Source organism: Brachybacterium sp. UNK5269 (assembly GCF_049266655.1).
Taxonomy (GTDB): domain Bacteria; phylum Actinomycetota; class Actinomycetes; order Actinomycetales; family Dermabacteraceae; genus Brachybacterium.
Map to the genome: position 1 here is coordinate 169,908 of NZ_CP184883.1, position 24,541 is coordinate 194,448.

General features: G+C 72.1%; 19 protein-coding genes and 1 pseudogene. 9 read left to right on the forward strand and 11 right to left on the reverse strand.

All coding sequences use genetic code 11. The features are described 5' to 3' along the window. The first annotated feature begins 51 nt into the window (after positions 1 to 51). The 3 genes and pseudogenes from ACOJUI_RS00810 to mgtE all read left to right on the forward strand — a co-directional run bounded on the left by ACOJUI_RS00810 (position 52) and on the right by mgtE (position 3,979). Positions 52 to 1,098: a LacI family DNA-binding transcriptional regulator gene (locus tag ACOJUI_RS00810; RefSeq protein ID WP_422116217.1), complete on the forward strand. Its 1,047-nt coding sequence runs from the start codon at positions 52 to 54 to the stop codon at positions 1,096 to 1,098. Between the two features lie 185 nt (positions 1,099 to 1,283). Then, positions 1,284 to 2,521, forward strand: a pseudogene (gene manD / locus ACOJUI_RS00815) (D-mannonate dehydratase ManD). 99 nt (positions 2,522 to 2,620) lie between these two features. Next, complete coding sequence (gene mgtE, locus ACOJUI_RS00820; protein ID WP_422116218.1) at positions 2,621 to 3,979, forward strand: magnesium transporter; 1,359 nt, start codon at positions 2,621 to 2,623, stop codon at positions 3,977 to 3,979. A gap of 44 nt (positions 3,980 to 4,023) precedes the next feature. Here the strand turns inward: mgtE and ACOJUI_RS00825 are convergent, their stop codons facing one another. From ACOJUI_RS00825 to ACOJUI_RS00870, 10 genes are all read right to left on the reverse strand, one after another. Further along, positions 4,024 to 5,022 carry a sugar kinase gene (locus ACOJUI_RS00825; protein WP_422116219.1) on the reverse strand — a complete coding sequence of 333 codons (999 nt, stop codon included), beginning with the start codon at positions 5,020 to 5,022 and terminating at the stop codon, positions 4,024 to 4,026. Continuing rightward, positions 5,019 to 5,672, reverse strand: coding sequence for a bifunctional 4-hydroxy-2-oxoglutarate aldolase/2-dehydro-3-deoxy-phosphogluconate aldolase (locus ACOJUI_RS00830; protein WP_422116220.1), 654 nt, complete (start codon positions 5,670 to 5,672; stop codon positions 5,019 to 5,021). The genes ACOJUI_RS00825 and ACOJUI_RS00830 overlap by 4 nt, the downstream gene beginning before the upstream one ends. Before the next feature lie 31 nt (positions 5,673 to 5,703). Next, positions 5,704 to 6,708, reverse strand: a complete 1,005-nt coding sequence (locus ACOJUI_RS00835) for an L-idonate 5-dehydrogenase (protein WP_422116221.1) — start codon at positions 6,706 to 6,708, stop codon at positions 5,704 to 5,706. Beyond that, on the reverse strand, positions 6,705 to 8,222 hold the full coding sequence (locus ACOJUI_RS00840) for a mannitol dehydrogenase family protein (protein ID WP_422116222.1): 1,518 nt from the start codon (positions 8,220 to 8,222) through the stop codon (positions 6,705 to 6,707). The genes ACOJUI_RS00835 and ACOJUI_RS00840 overlap by 4 nt, the downstream gene beginning before the upstream one ends. 13 nt (positions 8,223 to 8,235) lie before the next feature. After that, positions 8,236 to 9,009, reverse strand: coding sequence for an isocitrate lyase/PEP mutase family protein (locus tag ACOJUI_RS00845; protein ID WP_422116223.1), 774 nt, complete (start codon positions 9,007 to 9,009; stop codon positions 8,236 to 8,238). An 81-nt stretch (positions 9,010 to 9,090) separates the two neighbouring features. Beyond that, on the reverse strand, positions 9,091 to 10,179 hold the full coding sequence (locus ACOJUI_RS00850) for a Gfo/Idh/MocA family protein (RefSeq protein ID WP_422116224.1): 1,089 nt from the start codon (positions 10,177 to 10,179) through the stop codon (positions 9,091 to 9,093). 43 nt (positions 10,180 to 10,222) lie between these two features. Further along, entirely contained in the window at positions 10,223 to 11,377 is a 1,155-nt protein-coding gene (locus ACOJUI_RS00855) for a Gfo/Idh/MocA family protein (protein WP_422116225.1), read from the reverse strand. Positions 11,378 to 11,408: 31 nt separating this feature from the next. Beyond that, complete coding sequence (locus ACOJUI_RS00860) at positions 11,409 to 12,515, reverse strand: Gfo/Idh/MocA family protein (protein WP_422117588.1); 1,107 nt, start codon at positions 12,513 to 12,515, stop codon at positions 11,409 to 11,411. Positions 12,516 to 12,556: 41 nt separating this feature from the next. Beyond that, the gene (locus tag ACOJUI_RS00865) at positions 12,557 to 13,228 is read right to left on the reverse strand and encodes a ThuA domain-containing protein (RefSeq protein WP_422116226.1); all 672 of its coding nucleotides are present in this window, start codon (positions 13,226 to 13,228) and stop codon (positions 12,557 to 12,559) included. Positions 13,229 to 13,295: 67 nt separating this feature from the next. Further along, positions 13,296 to 14,462, reverse strand: coding sequence for a Gfo/Idh/MocA family protein (locus ACOJUI_RS00870; RefSeq protein WP_422117589.1), 1,167 nt, complete (start codon positions 14,460 to 14,462; stop codon positions 13,296 to 13,298). 363 nt (positions 14,463 to 14,825) lie between these two features. Between ACOJUI_RS00870 and ACOJUI_RS00875 the strand changes: the two genes are divergently transcribed. Together ACOJUI_RS00875 and ACOJUI_RS00880 are read left to right on the forward strand one after the other, a co-directional pair. Further along, positions 14,826 to 17,198, forward strand: coding sequence for a beta-glucosidase family protein (locus ACOJUI_RS00875; protein ID WP_422116227.1), 2,373 nt, complete (start codon positions 14,826 to 14,828; stop codon positions 17,196 to 17,198). Continuing rightward, the gene (locus ACOJUI_RS00880) at positions 17,195 to 18,430 is read left to right on the forward strand and encodes an endo-1,4-beta-xylanase (RefSeq protein ID WP_422116228.1); all 1,236 of its coding nucleotides are present in this window, start codon (positions 17,195 to 17,197) and stop codon (positions 18,428 to 18,430) included. The genes ACOJUI_RS00875 and ACOJUI_RS00880 overlap by 4 nt, the downstream gene beginning before the upstream one ends. On the opposite strand, the gene ACOJUI_RS00885 is transcribed toward ACOJUI_RS00880, so the two are convergent. Then, positions 18,390 to 19,091: a DUF624 domain-containing protein gene (locus ACOJUI_RS00885; RefSeq protein WP_422116229.1), complete on the reverse strand. Its 702-nt coding sequence runs from the start codon at positions 19,089 to 19,091 to the stop codon at positions 18,390 to 18,392. The two genes, ACOJUI_RS00880 and ACOJUI_RS00885, sit on opposite strands and share 41 nt — an antisense overlap. A 490-nt stretch (positions 19,092 to 19,581) precedes the next feature. Here ACOJUI_RS00885 and ACOJUI_RS00890 point away from each other — a divergent pair, with 490 nt between their 5' ends. The 4 genes from ACOJUI_RS00890 (at position 19,582) to ACOJUI_RS00905 (ending at position 24,465) form a co-directional block, all read left to right on the forward strand. After that, positions 19,582 to 21,255, forward strand: a complete 1,674-nt coding sequence (locus ACOJUI_RS00890; RefSeq protein ID WP_422116230.1) for an extracellular solute-binding protein — start codon at positions 19,582 to 19,584, stop codon at positions 21,253 to 21,255. Between the two features lie 37 nt (positions 21,256 to 21,292). After that, entirely contained in the window at positions 21,293 to 22,267 is a 975-nt protein-coding gene (locus ACOJUI_RS00895; protein WP_422116231.1) for an ABC transporter permease, read from the forward strand. Positions 22,268 to 22,275: 8 nt separating this feature from the next. After that, positions 22,276 to 23,202 carry a carbohydrate ABC transporter permease gene (locus ACOJUI_RS00900; protein WP_422117590.1) on the forward strand — a complete coding sequence of 309 codons (927 nt, stop codon included), beginning with the start codon at positions 22,276 to 22,278 and terminating at the stop codon, positions 23,200 to 23,202. Between the two features lie 213 nt (positions 23,203 to 23,415). Beyond that, positions 23,416 to 24,465, forward strand: coding sequence for a LacI family DNA-binding transcriptional regulator (locus tag ACOJUI_RS00905; protein ID WP_422116232.1), 1,050 nt, complete (start codon positions 23,416 to 23,418; stop codon positions 24,463 to 24,465). The last annotated feature ends 76 nt before the right edge of the window (positions 24,466 to 24,541 follow it).

Genomic DNA, 24,541 nt, shown 5'->3' on the forward strand with positions numbered 1-24,541 from the left:
GCCATGGACGCGCCACCGCGGCGAGGACCACTGCTCCGGAAAGAGGACCAGATGGCACGGGTGACCTTGAATTCGGTGGCCGAGCAGGCGGGGGTCTCGCTGGCGACCGCGTCGAAGGTGATGAACGGACGCTCCGACGTGAAGGACTCGACGCGCGCGATGGTCCAGCGCGCCGCCCGGGAACTCGGCTACGCCCCCAAGCGGCGCGAGCCCACCGACGGCCCCTCCGTGGTGATCGCCTTCGACGCCCTGAACAACCCGTACTCGCTGGAGATCCTGCACGGGGCCACCCTCGCCGCCCGACGGGCCGGGGTGGACCTGGTGGTGACCACCATGGAGTCCCGGAGCGGCGAGGACGCCCGGGCGCTGACCAAGCCCTGGTTCCGGGAGATGGCCGACCGCGGCCACGGCGCGGTCATCTCAGTCACCGCGCCGGTGACGGCCCAGCACCTGGCCTGGAGCCGCGACTGCTCCCTGCCGCTGCTGGTGATCGACCCGATCACCGGCGAGGAGGAGTCCCCGCTGGAGGGGCTGGTGCGGATCTCCTCGACGAACTGGGACGGGGGCCGCGCGGCCACCCAGCACCTGCTGGACCTCGGCCACCGCCGCATCGGCATCGCGCTGGGCACGGAGTTCTCCGCCCCGGTCCGGGAGCGGCTGCACGGCTACCGCAGCGCGCTCGAGCAGGCCGGCATCGAGTTCGACCCCGCCCTGGTGGTCGGCGCCCGCTACACCTTCGAGGAGGGCCGACGCGCCGGTCGGGCCCTGCTCGCCGAGCTGCCGGAGGGGACGCCCGCGCCGACGGCCATCTTCGCCACCTCGGACACCATCGCGCTGGGCATCCTGCGCACCGCCTTCGAGCTCGGGTTGCGGGTCCCGGACCAGCTCAGCGTGATCGGCTTCGACGACACGCTGCTGGCGTCGTGGACGAACCCCCAGCTGACGGTGATCAAGCAGCCCCTGTTCGCGATGGGGCAGGTGGCTGTCGAGCGCGCGCTCGCGCTCGCCAAGGACCCCGAGCGCTTCGCCATGCCCTTCCAGCTCGAGACGCAGGTGGTCACGCGCGAGTCCACCGCCCCGGCGCCGACGGGCGCCTGATCGGACGGGTGCCGACGGGCGCCTGACCGGACCAGCGCCGACGGGCGCCTGGCCGGACCGGCGCCGACGCGGCCGCCGGGCTGGCCTACGATGCTGACGCCGTCCGCCGCAGCACGGCCCCGCGATCCTGCGGCCGGCGCCCGTGCCCCTCAGCCCGCCCCCCAGCTCCCGGAGGACCGCCCGCCATGGCCATCGACCGCATCGACGTGAACGTCACCAGCCCCGGCCGCAACTTCGTGACCGTCAGGATCACCACCGGCGACGGGATCGTGGGCTGGGGCGACGGGACCCTGAACGGCCGCGAGCTGGCGGTGGCCTCCTACCTGCGCGACCACGTCGCCCCCACCCTGATCGGCCGCGACGAGTCCGCGATCGAGCAGACCTGGCAGTACCTCTACCGCAGCCCCTACTGGCGGCGCGGACCGGTGACCATGTCGGCCGTGGCCGCGATCGACATGGCCCTGTGGGACATCGCCGCCAAGAAGGCCGGGGTGCCGCTGTACAAGCTGCTCGGCGGGGCCTCCCGGACCGGGCTGCTCGCCTACGCCCACGCCTCCGGCAGCACCCTCGAGCGGCTGAACGACGCGATCCGCGGCTACGTCGAGCAGGGCTTCCAGGCGGTGCGGATCCAGGCCGGGGTGCCCGGGCTCGAGCAGATCTACGGGGTGCACGACGCCGTCCCGGGCGGGAAGTACGAGTACGAGCCGGCGGGCCGGCTCGCCGCGGGCGCCCCGCTGCGGCCGACGGAGGAGACCTGGGACAGCCGCGCCTATCTGCGCCACCTGCCCTCGGTGTTCGCCGGGGTGCGCGAGGAGTTCGGCGCCGAGCTGCGCCTCCTGCACGACGCCCACCATCGCCTCAGCCCCATCGAGGCCGCGCGGCTGGCGCGGGCGATCGAGCCCTTCGACCCGTTCTGGCTCGAGGACTGCACCCCCGGCGAGGATCAGACCGTGCTGCGCCTGGTGCGGCAGCACTCGGTGACCCCGCTCGCCATCGGCGAGGTCTTCAACTCCGTGTACGACTACCAGACGCTGATCACCGAGCGGCTGATCGACTACGTGCGCTCCTCGGCCACCCACGCCGGCGGCATCACGGGACTGCGCCAGATCATGAGCTTCGCCGGCATCTACGGCATCCGCTCCGGCTTCCACGGCCCCACCGACGTGTCGCCGGTGGGGATGGCCGCGAACCTGCACCTGGGCCTGGCGATCCACAACTTCGGGATCCAGGAGTACATGCCGCATTCCGAGGCCACGCTGTCGGTCTTCCGCACCTCCTACCGCTTCGCGGACGGCCTGCTGCATCCGGGGAGGCCCCGGGGCTCGGCGTCGAGCTCGACGAGGAGGCCGCGGCCGCCCACGAGTACGTGCCCGCCTACCTGCCGGTGAACCGCCTGCGGGACGGCTCCGTGCACGACTGGTGAGGCCCGGCGGGCCCCGACGGCCGGCGCCGACCGGCGCCTGCTCGGAGCGCCGGCCCGAGGGGGTCGGGTCGCGACAGGCTCGTCGGCCACAATGGCGCGGTGACCACGACCCAGGCGACCATCGATTCCGTCCTCTCCCTGCTGCGCGGGACCCCGCAGGACGAGGAGCAGCTCGAGCGGCTCGCGCTCGAGGCGCAGCGACTGCCGATCGGTGAGCTCGTCTACCTCGTCGAGACGCGCCCGGCGACCGAGGCCGCGATGCTGTTCCGGGTGCTCGACAAGGGCAGCGCCCTGCGGGTCTTCGAGGCCCTGCCCCCGCACCACCAGGCGGAGCTGATCTCCGCTCTGCGCACACAGCAGGTCGCCGACCTGATCGGGGACCTCGACCCCGACGACCGCGCCTCCCTCCTCGACGAGCTGCCGGCCTCGGTCGCCGAGCGGCTCATGCACGGCCTGGACGCCGACGAGCGCGCCATGACCACCGCGGTGCTCGGGTACCCGCGCCGCGCCATCGGTCGGTACATGTCCCCCGAGGTGCTCACCCTGCGGCCCGAGCTCAGCGCGCGGGAGGCCCTCGCGCAGGTGCGGGCCCGCGCCGAGGAGGCCGAGACCATCTATCTGCTCCCCGTGGTCGACGGCACCCGACGCCTGCTGGGCGTGGTGGGGCTGCGCCGGCTGCTGATGGCGGACGAGGAGGCCCGCGTCGGCGATCTTGCGCACGAGGCGGTCCGGGCCGCGGCGACCGATGACCGCGAGGACACCGCCCGGCGCTTCTTCGGCGCGAAGCTGCTGGCGATGCCGATCGTGGATCGCGAGGACCGGCTGGTCGGCATACTGACCGTCGACGACGCCGTCGCGATCATCGAGCAGGAGAACGCCGAGGACTCCGCGCGCACCAGCGGCTCCGAACCGCTGCCGCGCGCCTACCTCTCCACGCCGATCCTGCGCGTGGTGCGCAGCCGCATCGTCTGGCTCCTGGTGCTCGCGATCTCCGCGATCCTCACCGTCCAGGTGCTCGAGATCTTCGAGGACCGCCTGGACCAGGTGGTGATCCTCGCGCTGTTCATCCCGCTGCTGACCGGCACCGGCGGCAACACGGGCAACCAGGCCGCGACCACCGTGACCCGGGCGCTCGCCGTGGGGGAGGTGCGGGTGCGGGACCTGCCCCGGGTGGTGTGGCGTGAGCTGCGCGTGGGCGCCGTGCTCGGCGCGGTGCTGGGCACGCTCGGGCTCGGGGTCTCAGGACTCGTCTACGGCTGGGAGATCGGGGCGGTGATGGGGCTGACGCTGCTGTCGATCTGCACCATGGCCGCCATCGTCGGCGGTCTGATGCCACTGGTGGCGAAGAGGGTGGGGGCGGATCCGGCGGTGTTCTCCAATCCCTTCATCTCCACCTTCTGCGACGCGACCGGGCTGATCATCTACTTCACGATCGCGACGGCCGTGCTCGGGCTCTGAGCCCGGTGCTGTGCGGTGCTGCATCGCCGCTGCATCGCCGCGGCTCAGCGGCGCACGGGGTCCCCGGCCCGCCCGGAGAGCAGGGCCTCGAGGTCGGCGAGGCGCGGAGCGCCCTCCCAGTCCCCGGCGGCCGTGCAGGTGAGCGCGCCGCAGGCGTTACCACGGGCCAGCCGGGCAGCCGGATCAAGGCCCTCGAGGTCCGCGCTCAGGTAGCCGGCCACGAAGGAGTCCCCGGCGCCCACCGTGTCGAGCACGTCGACCCGGTGCCCGGGCGCCTCGACGAGGTCCGCGCCGACGAGGGCGGCCGCGCCCTGCGCGCCGAGCTTCACCACCACCTGGCGTCCCGTCCGGGCCAGGGCCCGCAGCAGGCCGTGGGGGTCCGTCTCATCCGCGCCGGGCACCAGCAGCGAGAGCTCCTCCGGTCCGCCGAAGAGGATGTCGACGTGGTCGAGGATCTCACCCAGACGGGTGGCCAGGCGCTCGCGGGAGCCCAGGCGGGAGCGGAAGTTCACGTCCAGGCTCACCCGCACCCCGGCGGCGACGGCGCGCTGCGCGGCCGCGATGTTGGTGGCGTGGGCGCTCAGCGAGAGCAGCGAGGTGATGCCGCTGAGATGCACGATCTCCGCGCTCTCGATGATCCCGGCGGGCAGGTTCGCCGGGCTCAGCGCGGAGGCGGCCGAGCCCGCCCGGTAGTAGTCGACCCGGGTGGTGGCGGCGCTGGGGCGGGACTTGACCATCAGGCCCGTCGGCCGCTCCGGATCGATCTCGCAGTGCACGTCCACGCCCTCGGCGCGGATCTCCCGCACCACCCGGGTGCCCAGCGGGTCATCGCCCACCCGGCTGATCCACGCCGCGGGGACGCCGAGGCGGCGCAGACCGACCGCGAGGTTCGACTCCGCCCCTCCCACGGCGACATCGAGGGAGGGCAGATGGGCGAGCGACCCGATCGCGGCGCTGCGCATCAGCGCCATGGTCTCACCGACGGTGACGACGCGGGGCGCGGTGACGGTGGGGGTGGCCCAGGTGCCGGACACCGGGGTCATGCGCCGGCCTCGCGCACGGTCACCCCGACGAACGGCACGGCGCGCTCGGCGAGGGCATCGAGGTCGCCCCCGCTCAGCGCATCGCCCACCAGCGGACCGCCCACGGAGACCGCGTCGGCGCCGGCCTGCAGCCAGGCCCGGGCCGCCGCGAGGTCCACCCCGCCCGAGGGGATCACGCGGAGATCGGGGAACGGTCCGCGCAGGTCCTTGAGGTAGCCGGGACCGACGACGCTCGCCGGGAACACCTTCACCGCCGCCGCGCCCGCCGCCCAGCCGGCGTGCAGCTCGCTCGGGGTGAGGCCACCGGGGATGATGGCGATGCCCGCCGCGGCCGCCGCCTCGAGCAGGTCGGCCCGGGTGATCGGGGTGACGATGAAGTGCGCGCCGCGCTCCGCCGCGGTGCGCAGGTCGGCCGGATCGGTGACGGTGCCGACGCCGATGTCGAGCCGGTCCCCGAAGCGCTCGAGCAGGGCCGGCAGAACATCGAGGGTGTCCGGGGTGGACAGGGTCAGCTCGACGGAGCGGATCCCGGCGCCGGCGAGGGCCTCCAGCACCGGGGCGTACTGATCGGCGCGCTCGCCGCGCAGCACGACGATCAGGCGGGCGGCGGCGGTGCGCTCAGGCAGCAGGCGACGGTCGGTGGTGGTCATCGGGATCTCCTCGGGGTGGGTTCGGCGGGGGTCACAGCTCCAGCAGCACCTTGGCGGAGCGGGAGGCGTCCTGCGCGATCGTGAAGGCCCGGGCCGCCTCGGCGGCGGGCAGGGTGTGGGTGATGACGGCGTCGAAGCGGGGATCCGCGGCGAGCAGCTCGATGGCCTCGTCGATCTCGGCGTCGAAGCGCTGGGTGCCGCGCAGCTGGACCTCCTTGGCCACGAGCGCGGCGAGGTTCACCGGGATGTCCCGGTCCGGGAGGATCGCGACCTGCACGATGATCCCGGCAGGGCGCACCGCGCGCACCGCGGAGGACAGCGAGGCCGGCGCGGCGGAGCACTCGAGCACCACGTCGTAGGCATCGCGCTGCGGCCCCTGCGCGGGCACCAGGAAGGTGTTCTCGGCGCCCAGCGACCGGGCCCGCTCGAGCGGTTCGGGACGCACGTCGGTGGCATCGACGAAGGCCGCGCCGCGGTGCCGCAGGGCGGCGAGGGCGAGCAGCCCGATCGGGCCGGAGCCGAGCACCAGGCAGCGCGCGCCGCTCACGTCGCCGGCGATGCTCACCGCGTGCAGGGCGACGGCGAGCGGCTCCGCCAGGGCGCCCCGTCGCAGCGGCACCGAGGCGGGCAGCCGGCGCAGGTTCTCACGCCCGATGACCAGGTACTCCGCGGCCGCGCCCTGGCGGTGCGGCATGACGCTCGCGCTGCCCAGGTAGTCGCCGTGCGGCCACAGGTGGGGGCGGTCCTCGATGCCGGGAGCGCTGCGCCCGTAGCGGGCCGGGTGCACGGTCACCGGGGTACCGGGGGCGAACTGCCCGCTGGGGTCGAGGTCCACGACGGCCGACAGCTCATGACCGGGGGTCATGGGCTCGCGCAGGACGAAGGCGCCGTTGGCGCCGTGGAAGTAGTAGTGCAGGTCGGAGCCGCAGATGCCGACGTACGCGATGCGCAGCCGCACCTCGCCCTCCCCGGGCTCGACCTCCGGCACGTCCTGCCAGCGGAGGTCCTCGGCGGCGTGGATGCTCAGGGCCTTCATCGGTGGATCTCCCGGTGCGTGGCGGACAGCGCCTCCGCGGCCGCGGCGCGCGGTCCGGAGGTGACGAGGGTGGTCAGCAGGTCCCCGACGAGCACGGTGAACGCCTCGTGCTCCGCGAGTTCCGCGGACAGGCAGCCGCTCTCGAGCAGCGCCCGGGCGTGCTCGGCGGGGGTGGTGGCCGCGGCGGCGATCTCCCGCAGCCGGGCCTCGGCAGGATCCGTCATGGCGCGGGCCTGCTCGCCGGGCTCGAAGCCCCGCGGCGGGACCGCGCAGGCGAACCAGGCGGCCACGGTCAGGGCCAGCAGGGCGGGGGTGCGTCCCTGCCGCAGGTGGAACAGGGCCGGGAGGGGGAGGCGCTGCGGCAGCCGCATCGAGCCGTCGGAGCCCACCTGCCGGGTGCGGTGGCCGAGGGCGTGGTTCCGCCAGCGGTGCTGCAGGTCGGCGATGTACCCGTCGACGTCGAAGCCGGTGGGCAGGTCGATGGTCGGGAGCATCTCCTCGCGGATCAGGGTGTCGGTGGCCTCGGTGATGACGTCCTGCTCGTAGGACGCCGGGATCGTGGGGCGGCCGTCGAGGGCGCCGAGGTAGGCGATCAGGGAGTGCGGGCCGTTGAGGACCCGCAGCTTGACCTGCTCGTACTTCTCCACCTCGGCGGACATGACGGCGCCGCCGCGATCCCAGGCGGGTCGCCCGGCGGGGAAGTCGTCCTCGATCACCCACATCGAGAACTGCTCGGCGCGCACCGGCGCCTGGTCGCGCACCCCCAGCAGCTCGGCGACCTGCCCGGCGGTCCCCGGCGTGGTGGCCGGGACGATGCGGTCGACCATCGCGTCGGGGAAGGAGACCTGCTCGCGCACGTAGGCCAGGACGTCGTCGTCGACGCCGGAGCGCTCGAGGAACTCGGTGACCATCGCCCGCGCGGTCTGCCCGGCGGAGGTGACGTTGTCGCAGGGCAGCACCGCGAAGGGGTCGCCGCTGCGGGCGCGCGCGGTGAGACCGCGGGCCAGCAGGCCGATCACGGTGCGCGGGCTCGCGGGGTCGGCGAGGTCGGCGCGCAGCGGCGGGTCCTCGACGTCGAGCCGGCCGGTGCGGGGCGAGACGTAGTAGCCGCCCTCGGAGACGGTCAGGGTCAGGATCCTCCGGCGCGGATCGGCGATCTCGCGGATCACGGCCGGGGGGTCCTCGGTCATCACGCCGACGCCGCGGTGCACGTCGACCACGTCGGCCCGGGTGCCGGTCTCGGAGAGCTCGAGGACGCTGTAGGCGCCGTCCTGGCGGGCCATCGGATCCACCACGGCGCGGGAGCGGTTCGCGAAGCCGATGATGCCCCAGTCGCCCTCCTGGGCGGCGAGCGCCCGGGCGGTGTGCACGGCGGCATGGGCGCGATGGAAGGCGCCGAGGCCGAGGTGGACGATGCCGGCGCGGGCGGGGTCGCGGGGTGCGGAGGCGCCGAGCTGGGGGAGCCCTCCCAGCGTCGAGCGGCCGAGGGCGGGCAGGCGGGTCGAGCGGGACACGTGGTTCTCCTGGTCAGGCGGGGGTGGCCCAGTGCGCGAGCTGCGCCGAGGAGACCTCGGCGAGCCACTTCTGCCACAGCGGGCCGAAGGTGACGCGCCGGACGCCGAGCTCCCTCAGCGCGGACAGGTCACCGGCGCCGTGGCCGTCGACGGGGTGGGCGGTGGCGTTGACCGGCACCGAGACCGCCTGCACCAGTCGTGAGACCTGGTCGGCGGAGGCCAGCCCGACCGGGTAGACGGCGCGGGCGCCGGCCTGCTCCATCAGCCGGATGCGCTCCTCGGCCTCCGCCAGCGGGTCCGCGAACACGTCGGTGCCGAGCTTGAGGGCATCGGTGCGGCCGTTGATCACGAACGCCACCCCGGCCTCGTCCGCGGCCCGGCGGGCGCCGGCGATGTAGTCGGCATGCTCCTGCCGGTCGCGGATGCGCTTGCCCTCGCCGTGGACCACGTCCTCGATGTTCGCGCCGACGGCGCCGACGGCGAGCAGTCGCTCGATCAGCTCGCCCGGGTCCAGCCCGTAGCCGGACTCGACGTCGGCGCTGACGGGCAGCTCGGTGGCCTCGACGATCCTCGCGACCACCGTGAGGTAGTCGCCGAGGTCCATCTGCTCGCCGTCGGCGCTGCCGATGGCGTCGGCGACGGGGTGGCTGCCGACCGTGGGGCCCGGGAAGCCCGCCGCGGCGGCGACGCCGGCGCTCCAGGTGTCCCAGACGGTCGGCAGGACCAGCAGGTCCCCGGACGCATGGAGTTCAGCGAAGTTCGTGGCACGGTCGACGACAGCGGACACAGCGGCCTCCTCAGGGCGGTGGTCGCCACCCTACGCGTCGCCGCCCGAGGGCGGGGTGAGCGCCCTCGGGACGGCGGAGCATCAGCCCTGGCGGCCGGTGAGCTCGCGGGCCTGGTGCTGGGCCGTCAGCGCCAGCTCGACCGCGGTGAAGGCGTGCTCCTGGGTCATGGCGTTCTCGGTGCGGTGCAGGACGTCCAGGATCAGGTCCCCGAAAAAGGGGTAGCCGACCTGGCCGCTGGCGTCGATGCGGTGCTCGCCCTCGCCGTCGACCAGGATCACCTGGCCGCCGCCGTTGTCGGTGGTGACGTCGATGTACTTGCGCAGCTCGATGTAGCCCTCGGTGCCGAGGATGAAGGTGCGACCGTCGCCCCAGGTGCGCAGACCGGCCGGGGTGAACCAGTCCACCCGCACGAAGCCGGTGGCGCCGCTGGACAGGGCGATGTGGGCGTCGCCGTAGTCGTCGAGCTCGGGGTGCTCGGGGTTGCCGAAGTTGCCGATCGAGCTGGAGAGGATCTCGGCGTTCTCGGAGCCGGTGAAGGCGAGCATCTGCTCGAAGTTGTGGCTGCCGATGTCGGTGAGGATGCCGCCGTAGTGGGCGCGCTCGAAGAACCAGTCGGGGCGGGTGGCGGGGTCGCCCATGCGGTGCGGGCCCATGCCCTGGACCTGGATCACGGTGCCGATCGCACCGCGGTCGATGAGCTGGCCGGCCAGCACGGCCGCCTCGACGTGGATCCGCTCGGAGTAGTACACGGCGTACTTCTTGCCGGTCCGCTCGACGGCCGCCCGGGCCTCGGCGAGCTGCTCGAAGGTGGTCAGCGGGGTCTTGTCGGTGAAGTAGTCCTTGCCGGCCTCCATCACCCGGATGCCGAGCGGGGCGCGGGAGGAGGGGACCGCGGCGGCCGCGACCAGGTGCACCTGCTCGTCGGCCAGCACCTCCTCCTCGCTGGAGGCGATCGTGACCTCGGGGAACTTCTCCTGGAAGGCGGCGGCCCGCTCGGGCTGGGTGTCGTAGACCCACTTCAGGGTGCCGCCGGCGCCGATCAGGCCCTCGGTCATGCCGTTGATGTGGCCGTGGTCCAGGTGCATCGCGGCGAAGACGAACTCGCCGGGCTCGACGACCGGCTTCGGCATCGGGGCCGGGGCGTAGCTGGCTCCTTCGGAGGCGCTCATGAAAGGTCCTTTCGATCGAGGGGTGGGTCTGTAGGGGGCGGGGCTACTGGTGCGCGGCGCCCACAATGATGTCGCCGTCCTGCGAGGCGACCGAGGCGGTCTTCTCGAAGAAGTGGGGCGCCCGCTCGATGAGGGTGCCGTGGCGGTAGTACGGGTCCTCGGGGGAGATCGGGAGGTCGACGGTGCGGCGCTCGATGGCGGCCGCATAGATCGCGGTGACCAGCTCGATCGCGCGCTTGCCGTCCTCGCCGTCGACCAGCGGGGCCCGCCCCTCCCGCAGGGCGGCGATCACGTCCTCCAGCTGACCGGTGTGCCCGGTGTGCTCGAGAGGTGCCTGCGCGGCGGCGAGGGCGTCGAGCTCGGCGACCAGCTCGGCGTTCCCGCCGGTCTCCGGGAAGCCGTTGGGGCGCGCGGTCTCGGCGACCGCCCGCCAGGGCTGGGAGATGCGAGCGTGCTCGCCCTGGATCACGATCGCCTGCTCCTCGCCGTGGTGGACGACCGAGCTGGTCAGCTCCGCCAGGGCGCGCTCGTACTGCAGGATCGCGACCGAGAGGTCCTCGACCTCGGCGTTTTCGTGGGCGGCATTGGTCATCATCGCCGCCACCGCCTGCGGCCGGCCCAGCAGCCACAGGGTGAGGTCGAGGTGGTGGATGGCGTGGTTCAGGGTGCACCCACCGCCCTCGGACTCCCAGGTCCCGCGCCACCACAGGTCGTAGTAGGAGTGGCCGCGCCACCACTCCGAGGCGATCCGGGCGTGGGCGATGCGGCCGATCCGCCCCGAGTCGAGCACGGCCTTGAGCTGGGCCATGTCGTCGCGGAAGCGGTTCTGGGCGATCACCGAGAGCAGCTTGCCGGAGCGGCGCTGCGCCTCGAGCATCTGGTCGCACTCCTCGAGGGAGGGCGCCATCGGCTTCTCCACGATCACGTTCACCCCGGCCTCGAGGGCCTGCACGGTGAGCTCGCAGTGGGTGCCCGGGGGCGTGGCGATCGAGACCAGGTCCAGCTGCTGCGCGGCGAGCATGGCGCCCGCGTCGTCGTAGACGCTCGCCCCGGTCAGGCCGTGCTCCTCGCGCGCGGCCTCGGCCTTGGCGGGGACGATGTCCGCCAGGCCCACGATCCGCACGTCGGGGAAGGCGGAGTAGGCGGCGAAGTGCGCCCGGGCGATGTTCCCGGTGCCGATGATGCCGACGGTGAGCATGGGGGCAGTCTCCTCGATGTCGCGGATTGGGTTATGCGGATGCCTGCGATTGCCATGCGCCCGTCGCGGTGCGCACGTCCTCCAGCGCCACCGCCTCGGGCCGGTCGCAGGTGCTGACGACGTCGACCCGCTGCCCGGAGCCGGCCGACTCGAGCACCGCGTTCATGACCTCGAGGACGTGCTGACCGAGCTCGCCGCTGGCCCGCAGCGCGGCGCCGCGCACGGCCATGTCCTGCAGGCCGATGCCGCGCGAGGCCTCGACGTACCCGGCCGAGACCGGCAGCGTCTCCCAGCCCTCGCCGCCCAGGCGGTGCAGCTGCACGTCGCCCTCGAAGCGGTTGGGGTCGGGGACTGCCAGGCTGCCGCCGGTGCCGTGGATCTCGATCGGACGGGCCGAGGTGGCGATCGCGTCGAAGCTCATCACCAGCGTGGACAGCACCCCGGAGGCGTGCACGAGCACCCCGGTGACATGGGTGTCGGTGGACACCGGGATCGTCTCGCCCTCGCGGGGACCGGAGCCGATGGTGCGCTCGCTGCGCATCCGGCTGCCGGCCCCGATCACGGAGGCGACCGGGCCCAGCAGCGTGACCAGGGCGTGGATGTAGTACGGGCCCATGTCCAGCAGCGGACCGCCGCCGGGGAGGTAGTAGAAGTCCGGATGCGGGTGCCAGCGCTCATGGCCGACGGTGACCATCGTGGCCGTCGCCGCGATCGGGGTCCCGATCAGGCCCTCATCGATCGCCGCCCGGGCGGTCTGGGTGCCGGTGCCGAGCACGGTGTCGGGGGCGCTGCCCACCAGGCGTCCGGCCTCCCGGGCGGCGGCCAGCACCTGCCGCCCCTCCTCGGTGGTGACCGCGAACGGCTTCTCCGAGTACACGTGCTTGCCCGCAGCGATCGCCGCATGGTCGATGTCGGCGTGCGCGGCGGGGATGGTGAGGTTCAGGACCGTGTCCACCTCGGGATCGGCGATCAGCTCCTCGACGGTCAGGGCGCGCACTCCCGCCCGTCCCTCGGCGGCGGCCGCGGCGCGGGCCGGGTCCAGATCGGCGACCGCGACCAGCTGCACGTCCGGGAGGGCGTCGAAGGTGTCCAGGTACTGCCGGGAGATGACGCCGCAGCCGATCATCCCGATGCGCATCGGGGCGCGGTCGGGACCGGGGGTCGGGGCGGGGGTGGTGTTCAGCGGGCTGCCCACAGCAGGCCCCTCTCGATGATGGTGCGGACGTTGGGGTCCTCGAGGACCTCGACGCGGTGGCCGGGGGTGGAGACGAAGATGCGGCCCTGGCCCCACTGGCGGGTCCAGATCGCGGGGGAGGTCACCTCGCGGTGCCAGGGATCCCACTCGCGGACCTTCTGGGTGGTGGTGGCGAGCACGTCGATGTAGTCGTCGCTGAGCACCCAGTACTGCTCGGTGACCAGGTCGAAGTCCTCGATGCCGCGGGTGATCGGGTGCTCCGCGGCCGCCGGCAGCATGTTGACCGTGTAGGGCACGTAGTTGTCGGACTGCTCGCCCGTGCGCTCGTCGGGGTGCTTGCCGGGGTGGCAGCCGAACTGGCCGCCGATCAGGGTGAGGTAGTCGGACTCGTTGCGGTAGGAGTCGGCGATGCCGCCGTGCCAGCCGGCCATCCCGGTGCCCGCCTCGATCGCCGCCCGCAGCCCCTCGAACTGGGGCCGCTCGATGGTGGACATGGTGTTGCACTGGAGGATCAGGTCCACGGTGGCCATGTACTCGGCGTCGGCGTAGACGGCGGGGGAGTCCTCGATGCGCACGGTGAACCCGTTCTCCTCCAGGAAGGGGATGAACAGGTCGGTGGCCTCGACGGGCTGGTGCCCGTCCCAGCCGCCGCGCACCACCAGGGCGGTGCGGGGGCGGGGGCCTCGACGAAGGTGCTGGTCTCGGCGGTGGTCTGGGGGTTGCTCATGCGGTGGGCTCCTGGGGATCGGTGCTGTGCCAGGCGCTGCCGTGTGCGGCGCTGGTCTCGACGGCGGCGAGGACGCGCTGGACCTGCAGTGCCTCCTCGAAGGAGGGGGAGGGGTCGGTGCCCTCGCCGATCGCGCGCACGAGGTCGGCGATCTGGTGGGTGAAGGTGTGCTCGTAGCCCAGGCCGTGGCCGGTGGGCCACCAGGCTGCGGCGTAGGGGTGCTCGGGCTCGGTGGTCAGGACGCGGGTGAAGCCCTGTCGGCCGGCCGGGGCGGTCGCGTCGTAGACCTCGAGCTCGTTCATCCGCTCGAAGTCGAACGCCACGGAGCCGGCCGAGCCGTTGATCTCGATGCGCATCGCGTTCTTGCGGCCCTGGGCCATGCGGGTGGCCTCGAAGGAGCCCAGCACGCCGCCCTCGAAGCGGGCGGTGAACAGGGCGACGTCGTCGACGGTGACGTCCTGGCGCTGCCCGGAGGTGTCGCCGCGCCCGCCCAGGCCCTGCGCGGTGCCGGCGGCGGGGCGGGTGGGAACGACGGTCTCCAGGGTGCCCGAGACCGCGGCGATCTCGCGGCCCGAGATCCACTGGGCCAGGTCGATGATGTGGGCGCCGATGTCGCCGAGGGCGCCGGAGCCGGCCTTGTCCTTGTCCAGGCGCCAGGTCATGGGGGCGTCGGCGTCGGAGAGCCAGTCCTGGAGGTACTGGGCGCGGATCTGGCGGATCTCGCCCACGGCGCCGCCGGCGACCAGCTGGCGGGCGTAGGCCAGGGCAGGGGTGCGGCGGTAGCTGAAGCCGCACATCGAGCGGATGCCCTGGGCGCGGGCCGCGGCGGCGGCCTCGGTCATCTGCTGGGACCCCTGGACGGAGTTGGCCAGGGGCTTCTCGCACAGCACGTGCTTGCCGGCGGCCAGGGCCGCCAGGGCGATCTCGACGTGGGTGTCGCCGGGGGTGCAGATGTCGATGACGTCGATCGCGGGGTCCTCGACGAGGTCCTGCCAGCGGGTGGTGCGGGCCTCGAAGCCGTACCGGGCGGCAGCCTCGGTCACGGCGGACTCGGTGCGGCCGGCGAGGGTGGCCAGCACGGGCGTCAGCGGCAGGTCGAAGAAGCGGTGCGCGCTGCGCCAGGCATGGGAATGGGCGGCACCCATGAAGCCGTAGCCGATCATGCCGATGCGCAGCGGACGGGTGGGGGTGTGCGGGGATGTCACAGGCGGTCTCACGACTCCTCATGAAAGTTTCGGTGGGGCGGCGGGGCGGGACCTCCTCGGCGGCGTCGGCGCCGACGGGGCGGCGACTGTGCCGAACGGACCCTGCTGACCTGCACCGAAGCAGCCGGGCAGGAACGGCCACCGGCATCGTACGGGTGCCGGGGAACCGCTTCCACCCTATCTCGCATCATGTGTTGACCGGCAAGCCGCCCTCCTCTACTCTCGGCCGTAGCGAAAGTGACCGAAAATCTTGCTAAACGAGTCTGAAACCTCCCCCTGCGAGGCTGCTCGTCCCCTGGATGCCGTGCGAAGGAGCACCCCATGACCGTTCCCCCGTGGAGAGACCCCTCGGTGGCCCTCGACGAGCGCGTCGAGACGCTGCTGGCCGACCTCAGTCCCGAGGAGAAGGTCGCACAGCTCGGCAGCTACTGGAAGCGGCCGCAGATCGGCGACGCGGAGGGCTTCGCCCCCATGCAGTCCACCTTCGACCAGGGCCGCGATCCCTTCGAGGAGGCCGCGCAGCTCGGCCTCGGGCACCTCACCCGGGTGTTCGGCAGTGCTCCGCTGACCGCCGCGGAGGGCGTGGAGGCCCTGCGCCGGATGCAGGTCACCGTCACCGAGCAGTCCCCCCACGGCATCCCGGCGATCGCCCATGAGGAGTGCCTGACCGGTCTGATGGCCCATGAGGCCACCACCTATCCCGCCGCCATCGCCTGGGGCGCGTCCTTCGCTCCCGAGCTGGTCGGGGAGATGGCGCGCCGCATCGGCGCGGACATGCGGGCGCTGGGCACCCACGTCGGCCTCTCTCCCGTGCTCGACATCGTGCGCGACTACCGCTGGGGCCGCATCGAGGAGACGATGGGCGAGGACCCGTACCTCACCGGCGTCCTCGGCACCGAGTACGTCAAGGGCCTGCAGTCCTCCGGGGTCATCGCGACCCTCAAGCACTTCGCCGGCCACGCCGCCTCCCGCGCCGGCCGCAACCACGCCCCGGTCTCGATCGGGCGCCGCGAGCTCCACGAGATCGACCTGGTCCCCTTCGAGATGGCCGTGCGCCTGGGCAAGGTCGGCGCGGTCATGAACTCCTACGCCGACATCGACGGCGTCGCCCCCGCCGCCAGCCGCTGGCTGATGACCGAGCTGCTGCGCGAGACCTGGGGCTTCGAGGGCACCGTGGTCTCCGACTACTGGGCCGTGAACTTCCTGCAGTCCATGCACCGGGTCGTGGCCACCACCCGCGACGCGGCCGTGACCACGCTGCGCGCCGGCATGGACGTCGAGCTGCCCGAGACCAACACCTTCCCGGAGCTGCTGGACGCGATCGCCGCGGGCCAGCTCGAGGTCGAGGTGCTGGATGCCGCGGTGCGCCGGGTGCTGCGCCAGAAGATCCAGCTGGGCCTGCTCGATGCCGACTTCGATCCCGCCACCACCGGCGAGGCGATCGACCTGGACCCCGCCGAGAACCGTGAGCTCGCGCGCCGTCTGGCCGAGGAGTCCATCGTCCTGCTGCGCAACCAGGCGGGCACCCTGCCGCTGGCCGCACCCGGGCGGATCGCCCTGATCGGCCCCAGCGCCGTGGAGCCGCGCAGCTTCCTGGGCTGCTACAGCTTCACCAACCACGTCCTGTCCCGCCTCGAGGACAACGGCACGGCGGTCGCGGTGCCCACCCTCGCCGAGGCCCTCGCCGCCGAGTTCCCGGGCTCGACGCTGACCACCGTCGCGGGCACCGACTTCACCGGCACCGACACCGCCGGCATCGCCGAGGCGGTCACCGCCGCCGAGGCCGCCGACGTCGCGGTCCTCGCCGTCGGCGACATCGCGGGCCTGTTCGGGAACGGGACCTCCGGGGAGGGCTGCGACGTGGCCGACCTGCAGCTGCCCGGCGCCCAGCACGAGCTGGTCGAGGCCGTCCTGGCCACCGGCACCCCGGTGGTGCTGGTGCTGGTCACCGGCCGTCCCTACGCGCTCGGCGCCTACGTCGAGCGCTGCGCCGCGATCGTGCAGGCCTTCATGCCCGGCGAGGAGGGCGGCAGCGCCCTGGCCGGGGTGCTCTCGGGCCGCGTGAACCCCTCGGGCCGCCTGCCCATCGGGATCCCCGGCGGGATGGGCGGCCAGCCCGGCACCTACCTGGCCCCGGTGCTGGCCTGGGTCAGCGACGGCATCTCGAACATCGACCCCAAGCCGCTGTTCCCCTTCGGGTACGGCCTGGGCTACTCCCGCTTCGAGTACTCCGACCTCGCGCTGTCGGCCCCGCAGATCGCGGCCGACGGCACCGTCGAGATCTCGGCGACGGTGACGAATGCGGGCGAGCGCGAGGGCAAGGAGGTCGTCCAGCTCTACCTCAGCGACCCCGTCGCCTCGGTGGTGCGCCCGCTGAAGCGCCTGGTGGGCTTCCGCAAGGTCGAGCTGGCCGCCGGCGAGAGCGCCCGGGTCACCTTCTCCCTGCACGCCGACCGCACGTCCTTCCTGGGCGAGGACTACCAGCGCATCGTGGAGCCCGGCGAGTTCCGCATCCGCGTCGGCGCCTCGAGCGAGGACACCGCCCTGGAGGGCTCCTTCGACGTGATCGGCGAGGTGCGGGTGGTCGGGGACGGCGAGCGGGTGATGGAGACGCCGGTGACGGTGCAGCCGGTCGCCGCGTCGTCCGCGCCGCAGACCGTGCTGGTGGACGCCGGAGCGGGGGAGGGCCGATGATCGCCGCATCCGCCCCGAGCACCCGGCTCGAGCCCCTCGAGCTGCGACTGGTCGACCAGGACGGCGCCCCGCGCCCCGGCGCGGTGGTCACCGTCGAGCAGACCCGTCACGCCTTCGGCTTCGGCTGCATCGCCTTCGACCTGCCCGAGCCCGCCGCGGACGGCGACGGCCAGGACCTCGCCTCGCTCTGGCACGGCCTGTTCACCATGGCCACCCTGCCGTTCTACTGGCGCTGGTTCGAGCCGACGCCCGGGGCCACCGACGCCCCGCGGGTGCGCCGCCTGGCCGAGCAGCTGAGGGCTCGGGGCGTGCGCATCAAGGGCCATCCGCTGCTGTGGCACACCCTGGCCCCGACCTGGCTGATGGAGCGCAGCGACCAGGAGGTCGAGGACGCGATCCGGGCCCGCATCACCCGTGAGGCCAGCGACTTCGCGGGGCTCGTGGACCAGTGGGACGCGATCAACGAGACCGTCATCCTGCCGGTGTTCGAGGCCGAGCAGAACGCCGTCACCCGGCTGGCCCGCGCGCGCGGACGGATGCACGTCATCCGCCTGGCCTTCGACACCGCCCGGGCGGCGGACCCCACGGCGCGCCTGGTGCTCAACGACTTCGATCTCTCCCCGGCCTACGAGGACGTCATCGAGGAGTGCCTCGAGGCGGGGGTCGAGATCGACGCGATCGGCCTGCAGACCCATATGCACAAGGGCTATCGCGGCGAGGAGCAGATCGCCGAGGTCCTCGAGCGCTTCTCCCGCTTCGGACTGCCGCTGCAGATGACCGAGACGACGCTGGTCTCCGGGGACCTCATGCCCGCCCACATCGTGGACCTCAACGACTACGTGGTCGACTCCTGGCCCTCCACCCCGGAGGGCGAGGAGCGCCAGGCCGACGAGCTCGTGCGCCACTACCGCACCGTGCTCTCCCACCCGGCGGCCGAGTCGCTGACGTACTGGGGGCTGGACGACGCCTCCGCCTGGCTCGGTGCGCCGGCCGGGCTGGTGCGCCGCGACGGCACCCCGAAGCCGGGCTACCACGCGCTGCGCGAGCTGATCCACGACCACTGGTGGGTGCAGCGGGCCGAGCACCGGTCCGACGCCGACGGCGTGGTGCGTCTGCAGGGCTTCGCCGGGGACTACCGGGTGGAGGCCGACGGGCAGGCCCACGAGGTCACGGTGCCGCGCGGCGGCACCGTCACGCAGCTGGGCCCGGTGCCGGCTCCTCCTCGCTCCTGACGAACTGCTCGCGCAGCAGCCGGGCCACCGGCTGCTCCGAGTGCCACAGCGCGTAGGTCAGCAGCGAGGCGGCGAGCAGCAGCGCGAACTCGCCGACGAAGTGCATCAGGCCCACGGTCAGCACGCCCAGCGAGAGCAGCGCCAGGGTCGACAGGGGCTTGGTCAGCAGCGTGAAGACGGACAGCCGCAGCACGTCGCGGAGCCGGAAGCTGAAGCTCGAGACGATCGTCAGCGCCCGCACCAGGATCAGCAGCACCAGCGCCCCGATCACCAGGAAGGCGGCGCTGAGGCTCGACGTGCCGAGGGCGCCCCCGTAGGCGATGTTCAGGGCCAGGACGGTCAGGATCGCCAGCGCGGGGGCGCCCACGGCCAGGCTGTCGCGCAGGTTCACGCGGTAGCCGCGGAGGAAGCGGGAGGCGGGCGCCAGGTCGGGGTCCTCGCCGCGTCGGCGCCAGGCGTACAGGGCCGCGGCGAGGGCCGGCAGCACCGGCAGGGCGGCGAGGCCCAGCCACAGCGCACCGGCCGGATCCCCGCCCAGCAGCGCCCAGACGATGATCGTCGGCGCGCAGGCGAGCACCAGCAGCACGTCGATGACGAGGAACCAGTAGGTGCCCTCGGTGAGCGCGGTGAAGACGCTGCGCGGCGGTCGGGCGGGGCTCATCGCGCCTCCTTTAGGTCGGGAGGCCGAGTCTACGGACCTTTCCGAGCGGTCAGAGCCTGAAACTTTCGGTAGGTGCGGGGCCTTCGTTGCGAGACTGTTACCAAAGATTGCGGCGCCCAGAGGGGGCATCGACGGGATCTACGCTGCGTTCTTCCAGGCCAGCGCGACGCAGCGACTGATATGCACACCCGCGGCGAGAGCGGACGAAAGCCTTGACCGCCGGTGTGGCGGCGGCTACATTGAGCGCCAACGCCGAAACTTCAGCGAAAGTGAACGCCGAGTTGGACGGCTCTGCGATGCAGCAGGGTCGAGCAGCAGTGAGATCGCAGTGGTCGCGGATCGGCCATCGACGATCACCCCCACGTCCGCTCCGGATGCCGCCCTGACGGGCATCGCACCGGGTCGCCGGATACGCAGTGCCCCAGGATTTCCACCCGTTCAGCCGTACCGGATGCTCCGGTGCGGAGCTCATCTCGACGAGGAGACGGCCATGACGACGCCACACCCCTTCCATCTCTCCCAGACCCGACGCAGCTTCGTCGGCCTCTCCGCCGCGGCCTTCGCGACCGTGGCGCTGGCCTCGTGCAGCTCCGGCTCCGGAGAGGAGGCCGACGTCGAGACCCAGAACGTCGGCGCGATGGAGGGCTACGCCGCCGACACGCAGTTCAAGGCGAGCGAGCCCTTCCAGGTGAGCATGCTGTGGACCGACTGGCCCGAGGTTCCGGTTGAGGACTCCTGGCGGCTCTTCGAGCACATCAAGGAGCTCACGGGCGTCGAGATCACGCTCACCCACATCCCCTTCAGCGACCATGCCGAGAAGCGCAGCCTGCTCATCAGCGCCGGTGACGCGCCGACGCTGATCCCGCTGGTCTACACCGGCGAGGAGGCCCCGTTCGTCTCCTCCGGCGCCGTGGTGCCGCTGAGCGACTACGTCGACAAGATGCCGAACTTCCAGAAGTACGTCGAGGAGTGGGACCTCGGCGACATGATCAACAACCTCAAGCAGGCCGACGGCAAGTACTACATGGTGCCGGGGCTGCAGGAGGTCTCGGTGCCCGTCTTCAGCCTCGTGGTCCGCAAGGACGTCTTCGAGGAGGTCGCCGGCGCGGTGCCGAACACCTGGGAGGAGCTCCACGAGGCGCTCAAGCTCATCAAGGCGAAGTACCCCGACTCGACCCCGCTGGCCGACGGCTTCGAGGGCGGTGCGCTCTTCAACTTCGCCTCGCACGCCTGGCTCACCAAGGGCGGCTGGGGCTTCGGCGACGGTTCGATCGAGGGCCCCGACGGCAAGCTCACCTACGTCGCGATCACCGACGAGTACAAGGCCATGGTCGAGCTGTTCCGGACCCTGGTCGAGGAGGGCCTGCTCGACAGGGAGTCCCTCACCGCCTCCAACGACGGCTCCGGCGCAGCGTCGGTGAGCGAGAAGTTCGCGGCCGAGACCTGCTTCGCCGCCTCCGGCTCCTCCGGCACCGCGATCGAGTTCGCCACGGCCCTCGACGAGACCGTCGGCAAGGGCAACCACGCCGTCACCCTGATCCCGCCGCCCGCAGGCCCGGCCGGCGACCACGTCGAGCCGCGCAACTTCTGGCACGGCTTCATGCTGAGCTCGGAGATCACGAAGTCCGAGCACTTCCTGGCCACCCTGCAGTTCCTCGACTGGCTCTACTACAACCCGGACGCCCGCGAGATGCTGCGCTGGGGCGAGAAGGACGTGAACTACACCGAGGCCGCCGACGGCACCATCGCGCTGAAGGACGAGTTCTCCCTGGACGACTATGCGATCAACCCGGGCGCCGAGACGGACATCAAGACCGACCTCGGCTTCTCGACCTTCCCGGCCGAGTCCACCGAGTCCCGGGCGCTCAAGGAGTCCTACAGCACCCCCGAGTTCGTCCAGTACATCGATGACGTGCTCTCCGTGCGGACCCCCCGCGAGCCCTACCCGCCCAAGCCCATGGACGAGACCGAGCTCGAGCAGGCCTCCCTGCTCTCCACCCCGATCAAGGACGCCGTGGACACCGCGACGCTCCAGTTCATCATGGGTGACCGCGACATGTCCGAGTGGGACGCCTTCAAGAGCGAGCTCGAGGCCGCGGGTCTGCCGCGCTACCTCGAGCTGCTGAACACGGCTCGCGACCGCTTCGTCGAGGCCAACGGGTGACCGGCCGCATCCGACCGAGCAGGGAGGAGTTGATCCCATGACCCTCGCGGAGACGCGGGACGTCGCGCCGGCCGAGCCGGCTGCGCGACGTCCCGCCCCGAAGCGCCGGCCGGGAGGCTGGAAGCGGGCGCTGCGGCGCGACTGGCCGCTGTACACCTTCGCCATCGCACCGCTGATCTTCCTGGCGATCTTCCGGTACGTGCCGATGCTCGGCAACGTGATCGCCTTCCGCCGGTTCCGGCCGGGCGGGAACATCTTCGGCGACGAGTGGGTCGGCACCCGCTACGTGGAGATGTTCATCAGCGATCCCGCGTTCTGGAACGTCTTCGCCAACACGGTGATCATCGGCGGCATGACCCTGGTGGTCTGCTTCCCGCTGCCGATCATCCTCGCACTGATGCTCAACGAGGTGCGACGCACGCACTTCAAGCGCATCGTGCAGTCGATCAGCTACCTGCCGCACTTCCTCTCGGTCGTGATCGTGGTGGGCATGGTCTACCAGCTGCTCTCCCTGCAGGGCACGGTCAACCAGATCGTCGAGGCGTTCGGCGGGGACGCGGTCTCCTTCCTGCAGAAGCCCGAGTACTTCCGGTTCATCTACGTCGCCTCCGAGGCCTGGCAGACCGTCGGCTGGGGCACGATCCTGTACCTCGCCGCGCTCACCGCCGTCGACGACGCCCTCTACGAGGCCGCCCGGATCGACGGGGCCAACCGCTGGCAGCAGACCTGGCACGTCACCATCCCGGGCATCCGCCCGACGATGGTCACGCTGCTGATCCTGAACATCGGCAGCTTCTTGAACGTCGGGTTCGAGAAGGTCCTGCTGCTGTACAACCCCATGACCTACTCGACCGGCGACGTCATCTCCACCTACCTGTACCGGGTGGGCCTGGTGTCGAACAACCTCAGCTACGCGGCCGCCATCGGACTGTTCCAGGCGATCATCGGGTTCGCCATGGTGATGTCGGCCAACTACATCTCGAAGCGATTGGTGGGGACAAGCCTGTGGTGATCGAAGCAATGGCTCCCGACGCTCCGCGCAAGGCGCCCGTCGCGCCGCGGAACACGAAGATCAAGGACTCCACGTCCTACCGGATCTTCACCGTCATCAACATGACCGCCCTGGTGCTGCTGTGCGCGGTGATGCTCTACCCGTTCATCATGCTGCTCGCGCAGTCGTTCAGCTCGGCGGGGGCGATCAACGCCGGCAAGGTCAACCTGTTCCCGGTCGACTTCAACCTCGACACGTACAAGGCCGTCGCCGACAACGGGAACTTCTGGCGCAGCTACGGCAACACGGTGGTCTACACCGTGATCGGCACGACCATCGCGATGGTGCTGACCACGACCTACGCCTTCGTGCTGTCCAAGAAGCACCTCAAGGGCCGCGGGCTGCTCATCGGCATCGCCGTGTTCACGATGTTCTTCAACGGCGGCATCGTGCCGAACTACGTGCTGATCTCCACGCTGGGGATGAAGAACACGATGTGGGCGGTGATCCTGCCGCCGGCGCTGTCGGTCTTCAACCTGCTGGTGATGAAGGCGTTCTTCGAGAACCTGCCCAATGAGCTGGAGGAGGCCGCGCACATCGACGGCCTGACCTGGTTCGGCATCTTCTTCCGGATCACGCTGCCGCTGTCGAAGGCGGTGATCGCGACGATGGTGCTGTTCTACTCGGTGCAGTACTGGAACGACTGGTTCGCGGCGTTCCTCTATCTGGATCAGACGGATCTGTTCCCGGTCACGCTGTTCCTGCGGAACTTGATCGCGGGAGCGTCGACAGCGGCCTCCGAGGGCGCCGCGGCGTCCGGGTCCACGGTCAACGAGATCAACGCGAACATCCAGTCCGTGACGATGATCCTGATCCTCATCCCGATCCTGTGCGTGTACCCGTTCGTGCAGCGGTACTTCGTCTCGGGGATCATGCTCGGCTCCGTCAAGGGCTGAGCGCCACTCGCCTCGCGCCCCCCGGTCCCCGGACCGGGGGGCGCGACGCATCCATGGCTCGACGCGCACCGCGCTCGGGCGACGCGGCCCGGGCGGCTCCGGGCCTGGTCTAGTCTGGAATTCCGGGCGCCACCGGGCGAGACTCCTCGACCGGAGGATCAGCCCGTGGTGCGCGCGCGACGCAGCGCACCGGATCCGGGAAGAGGTGGGGTCATGACGCAGGGCGAGCAGGGCGAGGCCAACAGCGGCCGCGTCACGTTGAAGGATGTGGCCGAGCGGGCCGGCGTCTCCCTGGCCACCGCCTCGAAGGTGATGAACGGTCGCGCCGACGTGCGGGACCGCACCCGGGTGACGGTCTCCGAGGTCGCCCGCGAGCTGGGCTACCAGCCCAAGCGGCGCGAGAGCGACCGTCGGCGCTCGGTGCTCATCCACTTCGACACCCTCACCAGCCCCTATTCGCTGCAGGTGCTCGAGGGCGCGGAGAAGGCGGCGCACCGGGCCGATGTGGACCTGCTGGTCATCAGCGGCGACCAGACCTCCGCCGGCCTCTCCCGGGCCTGGATGGCGGAGATCGCCTCCCGCGGCGTCGAGGGCGTCATCCTGGTGACCACCCCGATCGGGGCCCAGCACGCCAAGTGGAGCCGGGACCTCTCCCTGCCGCTGATCGCGATCGACCCCGTCTCCATCGACCCCGACGTCAAGGGGATCGTCACCATCTCCGCCACCAACTGGGAGGGCGGCGCCTCGGCCGTCCAGCACCTGGTGGACCTGGGCCACCGGCGGATCGGGGTGCTGGCGGGTCCGGCGGACTCGGTGCCGGCGCGGCAGCGGCTGCAGGGCTACCATTCCGCGCTCGGTCAGGCCGGCGTCCGCTGGGAGCGGGGGCTGATCGAGCATGGCAGCTTCTCCTACGAGGACGGTCAGCGCGGGGCCGAGCGCCTGCTCCGGCTCGCCGAGCCGCCCACCGCGATCTTCGCCGTCGCCGACACCCTGGCGGTCGGTGCGCTGCGCGCGGCCCGGCAGGCGGGGGTGGACGTCCCCACCCAGCTCAGCGTGGTCAGCTTCGACGACACGATGATCGCGCAGTGGACGCACCCCCAGCTGACGGCGGTCCGTCAGCCCCTGTTCTCGATGGGGCAGGTCGCCGTGGAGCGGCTGCTGGCGCTCTCCTCGGACCCGGAGCTCTTCGCCCATCCCTTCAAGCTCGAGACCCGGGTCATCGAGCGGGAGTCGACGGCGCCGGGCCCGGCGGCGAGCGCCTGAGCCCGCCGCGCCGGTTCAGCCGGCGCGCACCGCGGCGCCCGCCCCTCCACCGCGGGGGGGCGGGCGCCGCGGCGTC

What these genes read in the sequence shown, in the direction of transcription:
- ACOJUI_RS00875 (WP_422116227.1), top strand. Translation starts at nt 14,826, where the DNA reads ATGACCGTTCCCCCGTGGAGAGACCCCTCGGTGGCCCTCGACGAGCGC.
- ACOJUI_RS00835 (WP_422116221.1), bottom strand. Translation starts at nt 6,708, where the DNA reads ATGAAGGCCCTGAGCATCCACGCCGCCGAGGACCTCCGCTGGCAGGAC.
- ACOJUI_RS00900 (WP_422117590.1), top strand. Translation starts at nt 22,276, where the DNA reads ATGGCTCCCGACGCTCCGCGCAAGGCGCCCGTCGCGCCGCGGAACACG.
- ACOJUI_RS00890 (WP_422116230.1), top strand. Translation starts at nt 19,582, where the DNA reads ATGACGACGCCACACCCCTTCCATCTCTCCCAGACCCGACGCAGCTTC.
- ACOJUI_RS00810 (WP_422116217.1), top strand. Translation starts at nt 52, where the DNA reads ATGGCACGGGTGACCTTGAATTCGGTGGCCGAGCAGGCGGGGGTCTCG.
- ACOJUI_RS00895 (WP_422116231.1), top strand. Translation starts at nt 21,293, where the DNA reads ATGACCCTCGCGGAGACGCGGGACGTCGCGCCGGCCGAGCCGGCTGCG.
- ACOJUI_RS00850 (WP_422116224.1), bottom strand. Translation starts at nt 10,179, where the DNA reads ATGAGCGCCTCCGAAGGAGCCAGCTACGCCCCGGCCCCGATGCCGAAG.
- ACOJUI_RS00860 (WP_422117588.1), bottom strand. Translation starts at nt 12,515, where the DNA reads ATGCGCATCGGGATGATCGGCTGCGGCGTCATCTCCCGGCAGTACCTG.
- ACOJUI_RS00830 (WP_422116220.1), bottom strand. Translation starts at nt 5,672, where the DNA reads ATGACCACCACCGACCGTCGCCTGCTGCCTGAGCGCACCGCCGCCGCC.
- ACOJUI_RS00855 (WP_422116225.1), bottom strand. Translation starts at nt 11,377, where the DNA reads ATGCTCACCGTCGGCATCATCGGCACCGGGAACATCGCCCGGGCGCAC.
- ACOJUI_RS00870 (WP_422117589.1), bottom strand. Translation starts at nt 14,462, where the DNA reads ATGATCGGCTACGGCTTCATGGGTGCCGCCCATTCCCATGCCTGGCGC.
- ACOJUI_RS00825 (WP_422116219.1), bottom strand. Translation starts at nt 5,022, where the DNA reads ATGACCCCGGTGTCCGGCACCTGGGCCACCCCCACCGTCACCGCGCCC.
- ACOJUI_RS00880 (WP_422116228.1), top strand. Translation starts at nt 17,195, where the DNA reads ATGATCGCCGCATCCGCCCCGAGCACCCGGCTCGAGCCCCTCGAGCTG.
- ACOJUI_RS00885 (WP_422116229.1), bottom strand. Translation starts at nt 19,091, where the DNA reads ATGAGCCCCGCCCGACCGCCGCGCAGCGTCTTCACCGCGCTCACCGAG.
- ACOJUI_RS00905 (WP_422116232.1), top strand. Translation starts at nt 23,416, where the DNA reads ATGACGCAGGGCGAGCAGGGCGAGGCCAACAGCGGCCGCGTCACGTTG.